Annotated in this window: 17 protein-coding genes and 1 pseudogene; 7 read left to right on the top strand and 11 right to left on the bottom strand. The window is 66.9% G+C overall.

All coding sequences use genetic code 11. The features are described 5' to 3' along the window. Positions 1 to 10: 10 nt before the first annotated feature. The 6 genes from prpF to prpB all read right to left on the bottom strand — a co-directional run bounded on the left by prpF (position 11) and on the right by prpB (position 6,698). Positions 11 to 1,189, bottom strand: a complete 1,179-nt coding sequence (gene prpF / locus AC5P60_RS19510) for a 2-methylaconitate cis-trans isomerase PrpF (RefSeq protein WP_495201807.1) — start codon at positions 1,187 to 1,189, stop codon at positions 11 to 13. A gap of 3 nt (positions 1,190 to 1,192) precedes the next feature. Next, entirely contained in the window at positions 1,193 to 1,555 is a 363-nt protein-coding gene (locus AC5P60_RS19505; protein WP_108270179.1) for a type II toxin-antitoxin system RelE/ParE family toxin, read from the bottom strand. Beyond that, complete coding sequence (locus AC5P60_RS19500; RefSeq protein ID WP_049450973.1) at positions 1,552 to 1,794, bottom strand: type II toxin-antitoxin system ParD family antitoxin; 243 nt, start codon at positions 1,792 to 1,794, stop codon at positions 1,552 to 1,554. Before AC5P60_RS19500 ends, AC5P60_RS19505 begins: the two co-directional genes overlap by 4 nt. A gap of 100 nt (positions 1,795 to 1,894) precedes the next feature. Then, on the bottom strand, positions 1,895 to 4,513 hold the full coding sequence (acnD, locus tag AC5P60_RS19495; protein ID WP_049404542.1) for a Fe/S-dependent 2-methylisocitrate dehydratase AcnD: 2,619 nt from the start codon (positions 4,511 to 4,513) through the stop codon (positions 1,895 to 1,897). Between the two features lie 97 nt (positions 4,514 to 4,610). After that, a complete protein-coding gene (gene prpC / locus AC5P60_RS19490) occupies positions 4,611 to 5,768 on the bottom strand; it encodes a bifunctional 2-methylcitrate synthase/citrate synthase (RefSeq protein ID WP_005410655.1) in 1,158 nt (385 codons plus the stop codon). 36 nt (positions 5,769 to 5,804) lie between these two features. Further along, the gene (prpB, locus tag AC5P60_RS19485; RefSeq protein ID WP_010482769.1) at positions 5,805 to 6,698 is read right to left on the bottom strand and encodes a methylisocitrate lyase; all 894 of its coding nucleotides are present in this window, start codon (positions 6,696 to 6,698) and stop codon (positions 5,805 to 5,807) included. A gap of 154 nt (positions 6,699 to 6,852) precedes the next feature. Here prpB and prpR point away from each other — a divergent pair, with 154 nt between their 5' ends. Next, positions 6,853 to 8,436 carry a propionate catabolism operon regulatory protein PrpR gene (gene prpR, locus AC5P60_RS19480; RefSeq protein WP_088436312.1) on the top strand — a complete coding sequence of 528 codons (1,584 nt, stop codon included), beginning with the start codon at positions 6,853 to 6,855 and terminating at the stop codon, positions 8,434 to 8,436. 136 nt (positions 8,437 to 8,572) lie between these two features. Here prpR and AC5P60_RS19475 read toward each other — a convergent pair whose 3' ends face one another. The 3 genes from AC5P60_RS19475 to pdxH all read right to left on the bottom strand — a co-directional run bounded on the left by AC5P60_RS19475 (position 8,573) and on the right by pdxH (position 10,161). Continuing rightward, positions 8,573 to 9,034 carry a DoxX family protein gene (locus tag AC5P60_RS19475; protein ID WP_049450979.1) on the bottom strand — a complete coding sequence of 154 codons (462 nt, stop codon included), beginning with the start codon at positions 9,032 to 9,034 and terminating at the stop codon, positions 8,573 to 8,575. Between the two features lie 158 nt (positions 9,035 to 9,192). After that, the gene (locus AC5P60_RS19470) at positions 9,193 to 9,552 is read right to left on the bottom strand and encodes a YqfO family protein (RefSeq protein WP_065183421.1); all 360 of its coding nucleotides are present in this window, start codon (positions 9,550 to 9,552) and stop codon (positions 9,193 to 9,195) included. A 9-nt stretch (positions 9,553 to 9,561) separates the two neighbouring features. Continuing rightward, on the bottom strand, positions 9,562 to 10,161 hold the full coding sequence (pdxH, locus tag AC5P60_RS19465; protein WP_033835389.1) for a pyridoxamine 5'-phosphate oxidase: 600 nt from the start codon (positions 10,159 to 10,161) through the stop codon (positions 9,562 to 9,564). 40 nt (positions 10,162 to 10,201) lie between these two features. Between pdxH and AC5P60_RS19460 the strand changes: the two genes are divergently transcribed. Continuing rightward, positions 10,202 to 11,029: a kinase gene (locus tag AC5P60_RS19460; protein ID WP_495201806.1), complete on the top strand. Its 828-nt coding sequence runs from the start codon at positions 10,202 to 10,204 to the stop codon at positions 11,027 to 11,029. Between the two features lie 6 nt (positions 11,030 to 11,035). Here the strand turns inward: AC5P60_RS19460 and AC5P60_RS19455 are convergent, their stop codons facing one another. Continuing rightward, positions 11,036 to 11,239 (bottom strand): dodecin family protein, encoded by a 204-nt coding sequence (locus AC5P60_RS19455; RefSeq protein ID WP_005410663.1) that lies wholly within the window; start codon positions 11,237 to 11,239, stop codon positions 11,036 to 11,038. 98 nt (positions 11,240 to 11,337) lie between these two features. Here AC5P60_RS19455 and AC5P60_RS19450 point away from each other — a divergent pair, with 98 nt between their 5' ends. The 5 genes from AC5P60_RS19450 to mdtD all read left to right on the top strand — a co-directional run bounded on the left by AC5P60_RS19450 (position 11,338) and on the right by mdtD (position 15,941). Continuing rightward, positions 11,338 to 11,880 carry a shikimate kinase gene (locus AC5P60_RS19450; RefSeq protein ID WP_049431684.1) on the top strand — a complete coding sequence of 181 codons (543 nt, stop codon included), beginning with the start codon at positions 11,338 to 11,340 and terminating at the stop codon, positions 11,878 to 11,880. After that, positions 11,877 to 12,989 (top strand): 3-dehydroquinate synthase, encoded by a 1,113-nt coding sequence (gene aroB, locus AC5P60_RS19445; protein WP_483693738.1) that lies wholly within the window; start codon positions 11,877 to 11,879, stop codon positions 12,987 to 12,989. The genes AC5P60_RS19450 and aroB overlap by 4 nt, the downstream gene beginning before the upstream one ends. Positions 12,990 to 13,090: 101 nt before the next feature. Then, entirely contained in the window at positions 13,091 to 13,330 is a 240-nt protein-coding gene (locus AC5P60_RS19440; protein ID WP_005410666.1) for a WGR domain-containing protein, read from the top strand. 26 nt (positions 13,331 to 13,356) lie between these two features. After that, entirely contained in the window at positions 13,357 to 14,439 is a 1,083-nt protein-coding gene (gene hemE / locus AC5P60_RS19435; protein WP_483693737.1) for a uroporphyrinogen decarboxylase, read from the top strand. A 92-nt stretch (positions 14,440 to 14,531) separates the two neighbouring features. Further along, positions 14,532 to 15,941, top strand: coding sequence for a multidrug transporter subunit MdtD (mdtD, locus tag AC5P60_RS19430; RefSeq protein WP_010482759.1), 1,410 nt, complete (start codon positions 14,532 to 14,534; stop codon positions 15,939 to 15,941). 229 nt (positions 15,942 to 16,170) lie between these two features. Here the strand turns inward: mdtD and AC5P60_RS19425 are convergent. Beyond that, a pseudogene (locus tag AC5P60_RS19425) lies at positions 16,171 to 16,290 on the bottom strand (IS110 family transposase); the annotation flags it as partial.

The following is a 16,290-nucleotide window of genomic DNA, read 5'->3' as shown; positions in this document are numbered from 1 at the left end:
TACCAACGCATCACTCGGCCGGTACCCGCACCTTGCCTTCCATCAGCACGCGGGCGCTGCGGCTCATGATGGCCTTGGTCACCGTCCACTGGCCGTCAACGAGACCGGCCTGCACACCCACGCGCAACGTGCCGGAGGGATGGCCGAACGTCACCGCTTCGCGTTCGCCGCCACCGGCGGCGCGATTGACCAGCGTGCCCGGAATCGCCGCGGCGGTACCGATCGCTACGGCGGCGGTACCCATCATCGCGTGGTGCAGCTTGCCCATCGACAACGCGCGCGCATGCAGGTCGATCGCCGAGGCCGGGATGGCCTTGCCACTGGACGACACATAGTCCTGAGCCGGTGCAACGAACGCCACCTTCGGCGTGTGCTGGCGCGTCGCCGCGTCCTCCAGGTTCTTGATCAGACCCATGCGCAAGGCGCCGTAGGCGCGGATCTTCTCGAAGCGCTCCAGCGCTCCCTTGTCCTCGTTGATCGCCGGTTGCAGCTCGATACCGGTGTAGCCGAGGTCGGCGGCGTTGAGGAAGATGGTCGGGATGCCGGCGGTGATCATGGTCACCTCGAAGCTGCCCACGCCGGGCACGTCCAATGTATCGACCAGATTGCCGGTCGGGAACATCGCGCCCGCATCACCGTCATCGGACGGATCGATGAATTCCAGCTGGATCTCGGCCGCCGGGAAGGTCACGCCATCCAGCTCGAAATCGCCGGTCTCCTGCACTTCGCCATCGCGCATCGGCACGTGGGCGATGATGGTCTTGCCGATGTTGGCCTGCCAGATGCGTACGGTGCACAGGCCATCGCGCGGCACCCGGGCCGGATCGATCAGCCCATGGGCGATCGCAAACGGACCCACCGCGGTGCTGAGGTTGCCGCAATTGCCGCTCCAGTCGACGAAGGCGGTATCGATCGAGACCTGGCCGTACAGGTAGTCCACATCGTGGTCCGGCACCGAAGCGGTGGAGATGATCACGCATTTGCTGGTGCTGGACGTTGCACCGCCCATGCCATCGGTCTGCTTGCCATACGGATCGGGCGAGCCGATCACGCGCATCAGCAGCGCATCGCGTGCGGCGCCCGGCACCTGCGCGGCCTCGGGCAGGTCCTGCAGGCGGAAGAACACGCCCTTGCTGGTGCCACCGCGCATGTAGGTGGCGGGAATACGGAGTTGCGGGAGGAAGGTCATGGATCAGTATCCTGGATGCGACGAACCAATATCGGGGTTGAGCTTCTCGTCTTCGAACAGTGCTTCCATGCCCCGCGAAGCATTCCAGATGCGCACGATGGAAACGTGCGCAGGTAGCTCCACGTAGTAGATCAGGTAGCCGTTGAAGCGACGAACCGGATGAAAACGCAACGGCGCTGGCAGCGAGGGCAACAGACCCGCATGCAGTGCGGAACCAGCACCCGGGTGGGCCTCGATCAGCTTTACAACGGATTCCACCGCATCGATGAAGCCGATTTCCAGCACTTCTCCCCCCTGATCTGCATACCAAGCTGCTGCCTGGTCAAGATCTCGAACCGCTGCAGGGGACCAGTGCGAGGGCTTCACTTGCGGTTCCGTGCACGCTCACGCAGCTTGTCAAAGTGATCCGGCGCCAGAGGCGCCGAATGACCAGAGGCCAGCCCCTCGGCAATCAGCTGCTTGAGCAGCTCTTCAGCCTTGCTGCGCTGACGCTGGCGGATCAGGTCACGCACATAGTCCGAGGTGCTGGAGTAGCCCCCTTCGCGCACTTCTTCGTCCACGAACTGCTTGAGCGGATCGGTCAGCGAAATGTTCATGGTGGCCATGAAACCCTCCTTTGGCAGTTTTTGCCAAGTCAGTGTGCGCCCCGCTCTGGTGTCGGACAAGCCCGCCCCCGGCCTCCGGGGGCGGGCATTCAGCCGGCTATCACGCCACCTTGGCACCTTCCAGGAAGTCCTGAGCGAAGCGCTGCAGCACGCCGCCGGCCTCGTAGATCGCCACTTCCTCGTCGCTGTCCAGGCGGCAGGTGACCGGCACGATCACGTCCTGGCCGTCGCGGCGGTGGATGACCAAGGTCAGCTCGGCACGCGGGGTACGCTCGCCGATCACGTCAAAGGTCTCGGTGCCATCGATCCCCAGGGTCAGCCGGGTGGTGCCCGGCTTGAACTCCAGCGGCAGCACGCCCATGCCGATCAGGTTGGTGCGGTGGATGCGTTCGAAGCCCTCGGCCACGATCGCCTCCACGCCAGCCAGACGCACGCCCTTTGCGGCCCAGTCACGCGAGCTGCCCTGGCCGTAGTCGGCGCCGGCGATGATGATCAGCGGCTGCTTGCGCTCCATGTAGGTCTCGATCGCCTCCCACATGCGCATCACCTTGCCTTCCGGCTCCACGCGCGCCAGCGAACCCTGCTTCACGCTGCCGTCGTCATTGCGCACCATTTCGTTGAACAGCTTCGGATTGGCGAAGGTGGCGCGCTGCGCGGTCAGGTGGTCACCGCGATGCGTGGCGTAGGAATTGAAGTCCTCTTCCGGCAGGCCCATCTTCGCCAGGTATTCGCCGGCGGCACTGGACGCCAGGATCGCGTTGGACGGCGACAGGTGGTCGGTGGTGATGTTGTCCGGCAGCACCGCCAGCGCGCGCATGCCTGCCAGCGTGCGCTCGCCGGCCAGTGCGCCCTCCCAGTATGGAGGACGGCGGATGTAGGTGCTCTGCGGGCGCCAGTCGTACAGCGGGCTGACCGCGGTGCCGTGCTCCACGCGCACGTTGAACATCGGGTTGTAGACCTTGCGGAACTGCTCGGGCTTCACCGAGGCCTTCACCACCGCGTCGATCTCGGCATCGCTGGGCCAGATGTCCTTCAGGCGCACTTCGTTGCCGTCGGCGTCCACGCCCAGCACGTCCTTCTCGATATCGAAGCGGACGGTGCCGGCGATGGCATAGGCGATCACCAGCGGCGGCGAGGCCAGGAAGGCCTGCTTGGCGTACGGATGGATGCGGCCATCGAAGTTGCGGTTACCCGACAGCACGGCCGTGGAATACAGGTCACGGTCGATGATTTCCTGCTGGATCTTCGGATCCAGCGCACCACTCATGCCATTGCAGGTAGTGCACGCGAAGGCGACGATGCCGAAGCCGAGCTGTTCCAGGTCGGGTAGCAGGCCGGATTCTTCCAGGTACAGCTGGACGGCCTTGGAACCCGGCGCCAGCGACGACTTGACCCACGGCTTGCGCTGCAGGCCACGCGCGTTGGCGTTGCGCGCCAGCAGTGCGGCGGCGATCACGTTGCGCGGATTGGAGGTGTTGGTGCAGCTGGTGATGGCCGCGATGATCACCGCGCCATCGGGCATCAGGCCCTGCGCCTGCTCGGCCTTGCCCGCTTCCAGCTTGGCCTCGTCGGCGATGCCGCGCTCGGCCAGCTCGGCAGTGGCCACGCGCTTGTGCGGGTTGGACGGGCCAGCCATGTTGCGCACCACGCTGGACAGGTCGAAGCGCAGCACGCGCTCGTACTGCGCGGTCGCCAGATCGTCGGCCCACAGACCGGTGGTGCGTGCGTAGTTTTCGACCAGCGCTACCTGCGACTCCTCGCGCCCGGTCAGGCGCAGGTAATCGGTGGTCTGTGCGTCGATGTAGAACATCGCGGCGGTGGCCCCGTATTCGGGGCACATGTTGGAGATGGTGGCACGGTCACCGATGGTCAGTGCCGCGGCACCCTCGCCGAAGAATTCAAGCCACGCGCCGACCACGCGTTCCTTGCGCAGGAACTCGGTCAGCGCCAGCACCACGTCGGTGGCGGTGATGCCCGGCTGCGGGCGGCCAGTCAGTTCGACACCGACGGTGTCGGGCAGGCGCATCCACGACGCGCGGCCCAGCATCACGTTCTCCGCTTCCAGACCACCCACACCAATGGCGATCACACCCAGCGCATCCACGTGCGGGGTGTGGCTGTCGGTGCCCACGCAGGTATCCGGGAAGGCCACGCCGTCCTGCACGTAGATCACCGGAGACATCTTCTCCAGGTTGATCTGGTGCATGATGCCGTTGCCCGGCGGAATCACATCCACGTTCTGGAATGCCTGCTTGGTCCAGTCGATGAAGTGGAAACGGTCTTCATTGCGACGATCTTCGATCGCGCGGTTCTTCTCGAACGCCTGCGGATCGAAACCACCGCACTCCACCGCCAGCGAGTGATCGACGATCAGCTGCACCGGCACAACCGGGTTGACCTTGGCCGGGTCGCCACCCTTGTCGGCGATCGCATCACGCAGGCCGGCCAGGTCGACCAGCGCGGTCTGGCCGAGGATGTCGTGGCAGACCACGCGCGCCGGGAACCACGGGAAATCGAGGTCGCGACGGCGCTCGATCAGCTGCTTCAGCGAATCGCCGAGCGTGGCCGGATCGCAGCGACGCACCAGGTTCTCGGCCAGCACGCGCGAGGTGTACGGCAGGGTGGCGTAGGCGCCGGGCTGGATCGCATCGACAGCGGCACGCGCGTCGAAATAATCCAGCGCGCTGCCGGGGAGGTTCTTGCGGTAATCGGTATTCATGGGCTGGCGGAGTACTTGGGGCGGGCCGGGTGCCGGCGGTGCGGCGGCGAAAGCACCCGGCCGGCACGCGGCCGGCCGGATGGGTACGGCAGGTGGATCAGACGCGCTTGTCGATGGCGACGAAGTCGCGGTCTTCCGGACCGATGTAGTTGGCGCTCGGGCGGATGATCTTGCCGTCGATACGCTGCTCGACGATGTGCGCGCTCCAGCCGGCGGTGCGGGCGATCACGAACAGGGGAGTGAACATCGCGGTCGGCACGCCCATCATGTGGTAGCTGACAGCGCTGAACCAGTCCAGGTTCGGGAACATCTTCTTGATGTCCCACATCACCGATTCCAGGCGCTCGGCGATGTTGTACATCTTCATGCTCGACTGCTCTTCGGACAGCTCGCGGGCCACGTCCTTGATCACCTTGTTGCGCGGATCAGAGACGGTGTAGACCGGGTGGCCGAAACCGATCACCACTTCCTTGCGCTCGACGCGGGCCTTGATGTCTTCCTCGGCCTCATCGGGACTGTCGTAGCGCTTCTGCACTTCGAACGCCACTTCGTTGGCGCCGCCGTGCTTCGGACCGCGCAGCGCGCCGATGCCACCGCAGATCGCGCTGTACATGTCGCTGCCGGTGCCGGCGATGACGCGGCAGGTGAACGTCGAGGCGTTGAACTCGTGCTCCGCGTACAGGATCAGCGAGGTGTGCATCGCCTTCACCCACGATTCCTGCGGCTTCTCGCCGTGCAGCAGGTGCAGGAAGTGGCCGCCGATCGAGTCATCGTCGGTTTCCACGTCGATGGCACGGCCGTTGTGGCTCCAGTGGTACCAGTACAGCAGCATCGAACCGAGGCAGGCCATCAGCTTGTCGGCGATGTCACGCGCGCCCGGATGGTTGTGGTCGTCCTTCTCCGGCGCCACGCAGCCGAGCACGGACACGCCGGTACGCATCACGTCCATCGGGTGTGCCGACGGCGGAAGCTCTTCCAGCGCCGCCTTCACCGCAGCAGGAATGCCACGCAGCGACTTCAGTTTGGCCTTGTACGAAACCAGCTCGGCGCGGGTCGGCAGCTTGCCGTGCACCAGCAGGTAGGCGATTTCCTCGAACTCGCTGGTGTTGGCCAGGTCCAGGATGTCGTAGCCGCGGTAGTGCAGGTCGTTGCCGCTGCGGCCCACGCTGCACAGCGCGGTGTTGCCGGCGGCGGTGCCGGACAGGGCGACGGACTTCTTCGGCTTGAAGGTCGGGGTTGCGGTCGTATCGTTCATGTTTCCCTCCGAAAACTTGATGGTGCAGGGTACTGCTTATTTCTTGGCGGCGAACAGTGCATCGAGCTGCTGCTCGAAGGCGTGGTAGCCGATGCGGTCGTAGAGTTCTTCGCGGGTCTGCATGGTCTCCACCACATTGCGCTGGTGGCCATCGCGGCGCACCGCCTGGTAGACGTTCTCGGCGGCCTTGTTGGCGGCGCGGAAGGCCGACAGCGGGAACAGCTGGATCGCAACGCCGGCAGAAGCCAGTTCATCGCGGCTGAACAGCGGGGTGGCGCCGAACTCGGTGATGTTGGCCAGCACCGGCACCTTCACCGCGTCGACGAAGCGGCGATAGGTGTCCAGGTCGTAGGCCGCCTCGGCGAAGATGCCGTCGGCACCGGCCTCGACACAGGCGATGGCGCGCTCGATGGCCTTGTCCACGCCGTCCACCTGGATGGCGTCGGTACGCGCGATCAGGAAGAAGTCCGGATCGGTCTTGGCATCGGCAGCCGCCTTCACGCGGTCGACCATTTCACCCTGCGAGACGATTTCCTTGCCCGGGCGGTGACCGCAGCGCTTGGCGCCGACCTGGTCTTCGATGTGGCAGGCGGCCGCGCCGGCCTTGATCAGCGACTTCACGGTGCGCGCGATGTTGAACGCGCTCGGGCCGAAGCCGGTGTCGATGTCGACCATCAACGGCAGGTCGCAGACATCGGTGATGCGGCGCACGTCCACCAGCACGTCTTCCAGGGTGTTGATGCCCAGGTCCGGCAGGCCCAGCGAGCCCGCGGCAACACCGCCGCCGGACAGGTAGATGGCGCGGAAGCCGGCGCGCTTGGCCAGCAGGGCGTGGTTGGCGTTGATCGCGCCGATCACCTGCAGCGGCGATTCGGCAGCCAGCGCCTCACGGAAGCGGGCACCGGCGGAGAAAGGAGTGGAAGCGGTCATGCGGCAATCCAGGTTGAAGTACGGGAAAGAGAGCGCAAGCACCATGCCAAGCTGCAAGCCGTTGATTTCACGGGAATGACGCCCATGCAACAGCGAAACATATGAAACATTGAAACAGATGTATCATGAAACATCCCGTCCAACGCGCGCCGCCATGTACCTGCCCCGCTCGCCCCTGCGCCACGCCGATGCCGACCCCAGTCGGCCGGTGATCTGGACCGTCAGCGTCTCGCGGCTGACCGGTCTTCTCGGCGACGTCATTCCCGAGTTCGATCGCCGCGCGCGTATCGAGCAGATCAACCTCGGCTTCGAGGAAGCGGTGGACGTGATCGGCCAGCGCCTGCGCCGCGAGCACTGCGACGTGGTCATCGCCGGCGGCTCCAACGCGGCCTGGCTGCGCAGCCGGCTGGAGCTGCCGCTGGTGCCGATCCAGGCCAACGGCTTCGACCTGATGGAAGCCTTGGCGCGCGCACGGCGGATCGCCGGCCGTATCGGCCTGGTCACCCACGCCAGCGACGTGCCGGTGTTCAGCAACTTCCAGCAGAGCTTCGGCCTGGACATCGAGCATCGCCGCTTCGTCACCCGCGAGGACGCCCGCGACTGCATCGCCGACCTGCGCGCCAACGGCATCGAGGTGATCGTCGGCACCGGCATGGCCATCGACCACGCCGAACAGGCCGGACTGCCCGGCGTGCTGCTGTACTCGGCAGATTCGGTACGGCAAGCGTTCGAGCACGCGTTGGAACTGACCCAGACCCTGGCCCGCTCCGGCGGCAGCCGGCCCGCGCCGCGCCGCCGTGCCGCACCGCGCAGCGATGCCCACGACCTGCTCGGCGACAGCGAGGCCATGGCACAGGTGCGCGCACAGATCGCGCTGTACGCCCCGCATGACAGCACCGTACTGGTCACCGGCGAAACCGGCACCGGCAAGGAACTGGTGGCGCGCCAGCTGCACGCCGCCAGCGGACGCCGTGGCCGCTTCGTCGCACTGAACTGTGGCGCGATCAGCGAATCGCTGCTGGAAGCGGAGCTGTTCGGCTACAGCGATGGCGCCTTCACCGGCGCACGCCGTGGCGGCCGCGTCGGCCTGGTCGAGGCCGCTGACGGCGGCACCCTGTTCCTGGATGAAATCGGCGAACTGCCGCTGCCACTGCAGACCCGCCTGCTGCGGGTGCTGGAAGAACGCGAGGTACTGCGTGTCGGTGCCACCGAGCCGACCCCGGTGGACCTTCGCGTGGTGGCCGCGACCCTGCAGTCGCTCGAGCAGCGCGTGGCGGCCGGCAGCTTCCGCCGCGACCTGTATTACCGCCTGGCCGCGCTGCGCATCGCCCTGCCCGCACTGCGTGCCCGGCGCGGTGACATCCCGCTGCTGGCGCAGCATTTCTTCCGCCAGCTGCGTGGTATCGACGCGCCACTGGATGCGGAGGCACTGGCGGTGCTGACCACCGCCGAGTGGCCAGGAAACGTGCGCGAATTGCGCAATCTGGTGGATCGGCTGCGCATCCATTGGCAACCCGGTGAAGGGCTGATTGATGCCGCGCGACTGCTGCAGCTGGCACCCGAGCTGGTGAATGAGGGCGCCGCTGCGCTACCGGTGGAAAGCAACGGCAAGCGGCCGCCGCGTGCGCAGTTGGAAACGCTGTTGCAGGAACACCGCAATGACCGCGAGGGGATGGCGCAGGCGCTGGGCGTCTCACGCACCACACTCTGGCGCTGGCTGCGCGCGGCGGGATTGTAACCACTCGTTGCCTGGTGGGTGCGAACCTTGGTTCGCACCGCTCTTCCGTCAAGCATCTCATCCACGCATGGCGTGGATCTACCGGCAAACACCAAATGCTACAGATGCGTTCTGGCTGCGCGCGGACGAGGAGCGCTCAGCGTGCCCAACGCGCTTCGATCGCGAACCGTCCACTCCCCACTGCGGCAATCCACAACAGCAACACACCCAGCGGCACTTCGCTCAGGTAGAAGAACCAGCTCAACCAATCCGGCACGCTCAGTCCCGCAGGAATGCGCGCGATGCCATCGGTAAGCGCCGCCACCGCACAGATCCCCGCCAGCAGCAGGGCCGAAGGCCGGCTGAGCAGGCCCAGCACCAGCAGGCCGCCCGCAATCCATTCAATGCCGCCGAGCACCGGCGCACTGAACACCGGGAACGGGATCCCCGCATCGACCAGCGTATGCACCATGCGTTCGCGGCCCGCATCGGTGAACACCTTGTTCCAGCCGGACACGCAGAACATCACCCCGGCGACGATGCGGGCGATCAACAGCAGGAACGCTTCCACGCCGTGACGCGGCGGCGGCACCGCAAACAGGCAACGCCAGGAGGGCATGGCAACTCCGGAAGTCGAGATCATCCATCGGAGTGTGCCGGTTATGGGCCTGCTCGCAGATGAAGCAAGCCGGTCCATTTGCGACAGTCTGCTCTTGTGGAGTCGAGCCCTGCTCGACTGCCTCATGCGTCGGAGCAGCAGCCGAGCATGGCACGGCTCTACAACCGCCGTGCGTCGGCCAGCAGAAGCTCGATTTCCTCCACCTGCACCACCGGCACCTGCCACGGATGATGCGGCACGATGCCCTGTTCGAAGATGCGCTGCAGCCGCTGCGGATCGCGCGGCAAGCAGAATTCCAGGCGTACGCTGTCGACCACTTCGGTGCGCCCCGCCTCACCCTGTACGGGCGACGCACCCACGCGCGGGCGGAACTGTTCAAAGCCCGGCGCCGACCACCACATGCCGTGCTCGTAGTCGCCGGCCGCCAGCGCATCCACCGCCAGGATGCCCTGCTTCACAGCACCCAGTGCTGCCGACGGCACGAACACCACCACGCGGTACAGCGGCAGGCGTTGCATCGGGCAGCCTTACGGGTACAGCAGGCGCTTGCTCCAGCGCCCTTCGGCGCCGGCTTCATAGCACCAGCGTTCGTGCAGGCGGAACTGCGCGCCGTACCAGAACTCGATGCGGTCAGGCACCACGCGCAGGCCACTCCAGCCCTCCGGGCGCGGCACATCCTTGCCCTCGAAGCGGGCTTCGACCTCGGCCACGCGCGCATCGAATTCCTCGCGCGTTGCCAGCGTCTTCGACTGCTGCGAGGCCCACGCGCCGATCTGGCTCATGCGCGGGCGGCTGGCGAAATAGGCATCGGCTTCGGCATCGGCAACCTGCTCGACACGGCCTTCAATGCGCACCTGGATACCGGCCTCGCGCAGGCTGCGCCACAGGAACAACAGCGCGGCCTGCGGATTGGCCTGCAGTTCCTGGCCCTTGTGGCTGTCCATGTGGGTGTAGAACACGAAACCACGCTCGTCGAACGCCTTCAGCAGCACGGTACGTGCCGAGGGACGGCCGTGCGTATCGGCAGTGGCCACGGTCATCGCGTTCGGCTCGACCTCGCGGCTCTGTTTGGCTTCTTCGAACAGGCCGGCAAACGTGGACAGGGCTTCGGCGTACAGGTCGCTCATGATTGCGTTCTTCTCACACGGATTGGGCTATTGTGGCTGCATGGCCGCTGCTGCGTATATGCCCCAGGTGAAAGGATTCCCCGAAACATTGGCCGAACAGGTGCTGGACGATGCACTGGGCAACGCTGCAGCGGTTCCAGTATTGGCGATCAGCGGCCTGCAGGGGAGCGGCAAATCGACGCTGGCCGCGCAGGTGGTGGCGCGCGCCCAGTCGCGCGGCCTGAACGCCGCCACGCTGTCCATCGATGATGTCTACCTGACCCGCGCACAGCGGCAGCGTCTGGCCCGCCAGGTGCACCCGCTGCTGATCACCCGAGGCCCGCCGGGCACCCATGACCTGCCGTTGGCCCATGCAGTGCTGGACGCCGTGGCCACACGCCAGCCCTTCGCGATGCCTCGCTTCGACAAGCTGGCCGATGAACGCCTGCCCGAAGCGCACTGGCCGCAGCTGCAACGACCGCTGGACCTGCTGGTCTTCGAAGGCTGGTTCCTGGGCACCCCCGCGAAGGATGACGACGCGCTGGACAGCCCGTTGAACGCACTGGAGCGCGAAGCCGACGCCGATGGTCGCTGGCGGCGCTGGTGCAACCAGGCGCTGGCCCGCGACTACCCGGCGCTGTGGCAGCGCTGCGACCGCCTGTGGTTCCTGCAGCCGCCGGATTTCTCGGTGGTACCGCGCTGGCGCTGGCAGCAGGAGCAGAACCTGCAGGCCGCGCAGCCGGGCCGGCACGGCATGAGCCGGCCACAGCTGGAGCGCTTCGTGCAGTACTACGAGCGGGTCAGCCGCCAGGCGCTGCATGCCCTGCCCGCCATGGCCGACCACGTAGTGGTGCTGGACGGCCAGCGACAGGTGCAGGACGTGCGCTGAGCGCGCCTATTCCACCAGGAAGGTCACCCGCAGGTTGACCCGCCATTCGGTTATTTCGCCGCTGCCATTGGTCACCACCTTGGTCTCGTTCACCCAGGCGCCCTGGATGCCCTTGACCGTCTCGGAGACCTTCTTCAGACCGCTGCGCACGGCGTCCTCCACGCTTTTCGGCGAGGAGGCGGTGATTTCGATGACCTTGGCGACCGTCATGGCCTGTACTCCGGCTGGCGCGGGAGACCCCGCAGGAACGCCTACCCTGACGTGAAGAACGTAAAGGCCAGGGCACGGAGGTGTTAGCATCACAGGGCATGAATCCTGCTCCGAACCTGATCCTGATCGGCCCGATGGGCGCCGGCAAAACCTGCATCGGCCGCCGCCTGGCCGAGCGCTTCACGCTGGACTTCGTCGATGTCGACCAGGCCATCGTCGATGCCGCCGGCGCCAGCATCCCGACCATTTTCGAGCACTCCGGCGAAGCCGGCTTCCGCAGCCATGAACGCGAGGCGCTTGCCCGCGTGCTGGAAGGTCGCGGCCAGCTGGTCTCCACCGGTGGCGGCGCGGTGCTGGAACCTGGCAACCGCGCGTTGATCGCCCAGCGCGGCTTCGTGGTCTACCTGCGGGTCAGCGTGACCGCGCAGCTGGAACGCCTGGCCCGCGACAAAGGCAGGCCGCTGCTGCAGCGCCCGGATCGTGAGCAGGTGCTGCACGATCTGGCCGCGCACCGCGACCCGCTGTACCGCGAACTGGCCGACATCACCCTTGATACCGACCCGTACACCGCTGCCGACGCGACCGCCCACCTGGTGGTCAAGCTGGCCACGCAATGGCAGCGCCAGGACCTGACCCCATGACTTCCCCCGCCCTGCTGCAGGTCGCCGTCGGCGGCGACCGCCCTTACTCCATCACCATCGGCGCCGGTGCGCAGGCCGACGGCACCGCGCTGGCCTCGCATGTGCGTGGCCGCCACGTGCTTTTGCTCAGCGACAGCGAAGTGGCCCCGCGCTATCTGGATGCCGTGAAGCAGACCCTTCTGACCGCACGCCCCGACCTGATCGTCGGCGAGCATGTGCTGGCCGCGGGCGAAGCCTCCAAGACGCTGGCTGAATTCGGCAGTGCGATCGAAGCGCTGGCCGCGCTTGGCGCCACCCGCGACGCCTGCGTGTTCGCCCTCGGCGGCGGCGTGGTCGGTGATCTCGCCGGCTTCGCCGCGGCCTGCTGGATGCGCGGCGTGGACTGCGTGCAGCTGCCGACCACCCTGTTGGCGATGGTCGATTCGTCGGTGGGCGGCAAGACTGCGGTCGACATCCCGGCCGGCAAGAACCTGGTCGGCGCGTTCCATCCGCCGCGCGCGGTGATCGCCGATACCCGTGTGCTGGCCACCCTGCCGCCGCGCGAGCTGCGTGCCGGCCTGGCCGAAGTGGTGAAGTACGGCGCGCTGGGTGATGCCGTGTTCTTCGAATGGCTGCAGCAGCATGCCGATGCGCTGCTGGCCGGCGACGATGCGGTACTGGCCGAAGCCATCGCGCGAAGCTGCCGGCACAAGGCCGCCATCGTCGAGCGTGATCCGTTCGAGAAGGGCGAGCGCGCCCTGCTCAACCTCGGCCATACCTTCGGCCATGCCATCGAGACCGAGCAGGGCTACTCGGCCCCGGGCCGCGATGCACTGAACCACGGCGAGGCGGTGGCGGTGGGCATGGTGCTGGCCGCGAAGCTGTCCACCGATCTGGGCCTGGCCGACGATGCCGATCGCGCACGCCTGCAGGCGCTGCTGGAACGGCTCGGCCTGCCGGTGTCGATCCCGGCCGGGCTGGACCCGCAGGCCCTGCTCGGCCGCATGCGGCTGGACAAGAAGAATGTGGCCGGCCGTCTGCGCCTGGTGCTGTGGCGCGGCATGGGCCGCGCCGAAGTGGTGCCGGACGTAGATGAGGCGGCGGTGCTGAAGGTCCTGTCGGCCCGGTAGTGCCGGCCGCTGGCCGGCAACGTCAGCAACGAGGAAGCCCGCCAGCCGCCGGCACGACCGCGTTGCGGCCGGGGTCACCCTGGCCCCGCTACAATCGGCCCATGCACGTCTACCTGCAACATCCCGATGCCGGTGCGCAGGCACCGCGCTTCCTGCGCCTGAGCCTGCAGCCGGACCTGTTCGGCGGCTGGGAGCTGCTGCGCGAGAGCGGCCGCGTCGGCAACCGCTCGCAGCTGCGGCGCGAGCTGTTCCTGCAGGCTGACGAAGCCCGTCATGCCTTCGAGAAGGCCCGCGATGCCGAACTGCATCGCGGCTTCCAGATCCTCTCGCACGGCGACTGACGCCGCTGCCAACTTTCGTCCAAGGAATGCCCATCGTGACCAGCCCTCTCCGCAACGATCGCCTGCTGCGCGCCCTGCGCCGCGAACCGGTGGACTGCACCCCCGTCTGGCTGATGCGCCAGGCCGGCCGCTACCTGCCGGAGTACCGCGCAACCCGGGCCAAGGCCGGCAGCTTCCTGGCCATGGCCAAGAACCCGGAGATCGCCTGCGAAGTCACGCTGCAGCCGCTGCGCCGATTCCCGTTGGACGCAGCCATCCTGTTCTCGGACATCCTCACCATTCCCGATGCGATGGGCCTGGAGCTGTACTTCGTTGAAGGCGAAGGCCCGAAGTTCCGCCATCCGGTGCGTGACGAAGCGGCCATCGCCCGGCTGGCGGTACCGGACATGGAGCAGGACCTGGGCTATGTGATGGACGCAGTGCGCCTGATCCGTCGGGAGCTGGACGGCCAGGTACCGTTGATCGGCTTCTCCGGCAGCCCCTGGACACTGGCCTGCTACATGGTGGAAGGCGGCGGCAGCAAGGATTTCGCGCGCATCAAGGCAATGGCGCTGAACCATCCGCAGGCCCTGCACCGCCTGCTGGAGGTCACCACCGACGCGGTGATTGCGTACCTGGGCGCGCAGCGCGCGGCCGGTGCGCAGGCGCTGCAGGTGTTCGACACCTGGGGCGGCGTGCTGTCGCCGGCCATGTACCGCGAGTTCTCGCTGCGCTACCTGCAGCGCATCGCCGAGGGCCTGGAGCGCGGCGAAGGCAGCGAGCGCACGCCGCTGATCCTGTTCGGCAAGGGTACCGGCCTGCACCTGGAAGCGCTGTCGCAGACCGGCGCCGATGCACTGGGCCTGGACTGGACGCTGGACCTGGACGAGGCGATGCGCCGCACCGGTGGCCGCGTCGCGCTGCAGGGCAACCTCGACCCGACCACGCTGTACGCCTCGCCGGATGCGATCGCCGCAGCCGCAGCGCGGGTGCTCGGCACCTACGCCGCCGGCAACGGCGGTTCGCGCGAGGGCCATGTGTTCAACCTCGGCCACGGCATGTCGCCGGACATGGACCCGGCCCACGTGCAGGTGCTGGTCGACGCGGTGCACGCGCACAGCCAGCGCTGAGCATTCGGCATACGGTTGCGGCGCGATGTTGATCGCGCCGTGACCCACAGTGCGCGATCATGGCATCCCCCACGCTGCACCGGCCGCACCCCATGTCCACATCGCCATCGACCTACAACCGCCAGCGCCCCCTGCTGTGGCTGGTGTCCTTGGCGATCTTCATGCAGATGCTGGACTCGACCATCGTCAACACGGCATTGCCGGCGATGGCGGCCAGCCTGGGCGAAAGCCCGCTGCAGATGCAGTCGGTGGTGTTCAGCTACGCGCTGGCGGTGGCCACCTTCATTCCCGCCTCGGGCTGGATCGCTGACCGCTACGGCACCCGTCGCACCTTCCTGGTGGCGATCATTCTGTTCACCCTCGGCTCGCTGGCCTGCGCGCTGGCCCAGCACCTGCACCAGCTGGTCGGTGCGCGCGTGCTGCAGGGCATCGGCGGCGCAATGCTGCTGCCGGTCGGCCGGCTGGCAGTGATGCGATCAGTGCCGCGCGAGGATTTCCTGCGCGCGATGAGCTTCATCGCCATCCCGGCCCTGGTCGGCCCGCTGATCGGCCCCACGCTGGGCGGCTGGCTGGTGGAGATCGCCTCGTGGCACTGGGTGTTCCTGATCAACCTGCCGATCGGCGTGATCGGATTCATCGCCGCGATGAAGATCATGCCCGACCACTACGCCAGCCATCGCACCCGTTTCGACCTGCGTGGCTACATCATGCTGGCCTTCGCGATGGTGGTGCTGTCACTGGCACTGGACGGCATCTCCGGACTGGGCACGCCACACGCGTTGGTGATGCTGATGACCGTTGCAGGGCTGGCGGCGCTGGTGGGTTACTGGCTGCACGCTGCCAATTCGACGGCGCCGTTGTTCTCGCTGGCGCTGTTCCGCGTACCCAGCTACCGCATCGGCATTCTCGGCAATCTTTTCTCGCGCATCGGCAGCAGCGCCATGCCGATGCTGATCCCGTTGCTGCTGCAGGTCGGCCTGGGCCTGGGCCCGATGAACGCCGGCCTGATGATGGTGCCGGTGGCAGCCGCCGGCATGGTCTCAAAGAAACTGGCGGTGAAGCTGGTGGAGCGCTACGGCTACCGCCGCGTGCTGATGGTCAACACCGTGCTGGTGGGCCTGGCGATGGCCAGCTTCATCCTGATGACACCCGGCCAGCACCTGGCCTGGCGCCTGTTGCAGCTTGCGTTCTTCGGCGCGGTCAATTCGCTGCAGTTCACCGTGATGAACACCGTGACCCTGCGCGATCTGGACCGTGAGTTCGCCAGTTCCGGCAACAGCCTGCTGTCGATGGTGATGATGCTCGCCGCCGGCTTTGGTGCTGCTGCGGCCGGCAGCCTGCTGGCCGCGTTCGGCAACCACCTGGACAGCAACAGCGCCACCGCCGCGCTGCATGCCACGTTCCTGTGCGTGGGCGCGATCACCCTGACCTCGACGATGATCTTCTGGCAGCTGCCCGATACCAAGCCGGAGCCACGGCAGGTCGAACACGTTGCGGAGTGAGGGTGCTTCGGCAGGGCCTGCGGCCCTGCACCTGCAGAGGCTTCAAGCCAAGGCAACAGCCGAAGCAAAAGCTGGCGTCCTGAGGGATGGCGGGGTGGATCCGGTTGCGGGAGACGCCGTAAACCCATCCCTGGGGGCTTGGCCGCGGCATCCATGCCGCGGACACTCCCGCAACCGGACCCACCCCGCCTTCGACAGAATTCTGCGATCTGCAGTAGCAACTGTCTTGTCAGGGGCAGCCGAGGGCCACCTCGGCGTCTCGCTTACGGGCGTTGAGGATCACCAGCATTTTGCGCATGACCGCCACGAGCGCCACCTTGCTCGCTTTGCCCTTGGCCTTCAGGCCAGC

It is taken from the genome of Stenotrophomonas sp. YJH_SMC_120, from assembly GCF_059368675.1.
The sequence above is the reverse complement of the archived record's forward strand: the minus strand, read 5'-3'. Positions and strand labels throughout refer to the sequence as shown.

What these genes read in the sequence shown, in the direction of transcription:
- prpF (WP_495201807.1), bottom strand. Translation starts at nt 1,189, where the DNA reads ATGACCTTCCTCCCGCAACTCCGTATTCCCGCCACCTACATGCGCGGT.
- AC5P60_RS19500 (WP_049450973.1), bottom strand. Translation starts at nt 1,794, where the DNA reads ATGGCCACCATGAACATTTCGCTGACCGATCCGCTCAAGCAGTTCGTG.
- acnD (WP_049404542.1), bottom strand. Translation starts at nt 4,513, where the DNA reads ATGAATACCGATTACCGCAAGAACCTCCCCGGCAGCGCGCTGGATTAT.
- prpC (WP_005410655.1), bottom strand. Translation starts at nt 5,768, where the DNA reads ATGAACGATACGACCGCAACCCCGACCTTCAAGCCGAAGAAGTCCGTC.
- prpB (WP_010482769.1), bottom strand. Translation starts at nt 6,698, where the DNA reads ATGACCGCTTCCACTCCTTTCTCCGCCGGTGCCCGCTTCCGTGAGGCG.
- prpR (WP_088436312.1), top strand. Translation starts at nt 6,853, where the DNA reads ATGTACCTGCCCCGCTCGCCCCTGCGCCACGCCGATGCCGACCCCAGT.
- AC5P60_RS19475 (WP_049450979.1), bottom strand. Translation starts at nt 9,034, where the DNA reads ATGCCCTCCTGGCGTTGCCTGTTTGCGGTGCCGCCGCCGCGTCACGGC.
- AC5P60_RS19470 (WP_065183421.1), bottom strand. Translation starts at nt 9,552, where the DNA reads ATGCAACGCCTGCCGCTGTACCGCGTGGTGGTGTTCGTGCCGTCGGCA.
- pdxH (WP_033835389.1), bottom strand. Translation starts at nt 10,161, where the DNA reads ATGAGCGACCTGTACGCCGAAGCCCTGTCCACGTTTGCCGGCCTGTTC.
- AC5P60_RS19460 (WP_495201806.1), top strand. Translation starts at nt 10,202, where the DNA reads ATGGCCGCTGCTGCGTATATGCCCCAGGTGAAAGGATTCCCCGAAACA.
- AC5P60_RS19455 (WP_005410663.1), bottom strand. Translation starts at nt 11,239, where the DNA reads ATGACGGTCGCCAAGGTCATCGAAATCACCGCCTCCTCGCCGAAAAGC.
- AC5P60_RS19450 (WP_049431684.1), top strand. Translation starts at nt 11,338, where the DNA reads ATGAATCCTGCTCCGAACCTGATCCTGATCGGCCCGATGGGCGCCGGC.
- aroB (WP_483693738.1), top strand. Translation starts at nt 11,877, where the DNA reads ATGACTTCCCCCGCCCTGCTGCAGGTCGCCGTCGGCGGCGACCGCCCT.
- AC5P60_RS19440 (WP_005410666.1), top strand. Translation starts at nt 13,091, where the DNA reads ATGCACGTCTACCTGCAACATCCCGATGCCGGTGCGCAGGCACCGCGC.
- hemE (WP_483693737.1), top strand. Translation starts at nt 13,357, where the DNA reads ATGCCCATCGTGACCAGCCCTCTCCGCAACGATCGCCTGCTGCGCGCC.
- mdtD (WP_010482759.1), top strand. Translation starts at nt 14,532, where the DNA reads ATGTCCACATCGCCATCGACCTACAACCGCCAGCGCCCCCTGCTGTGG.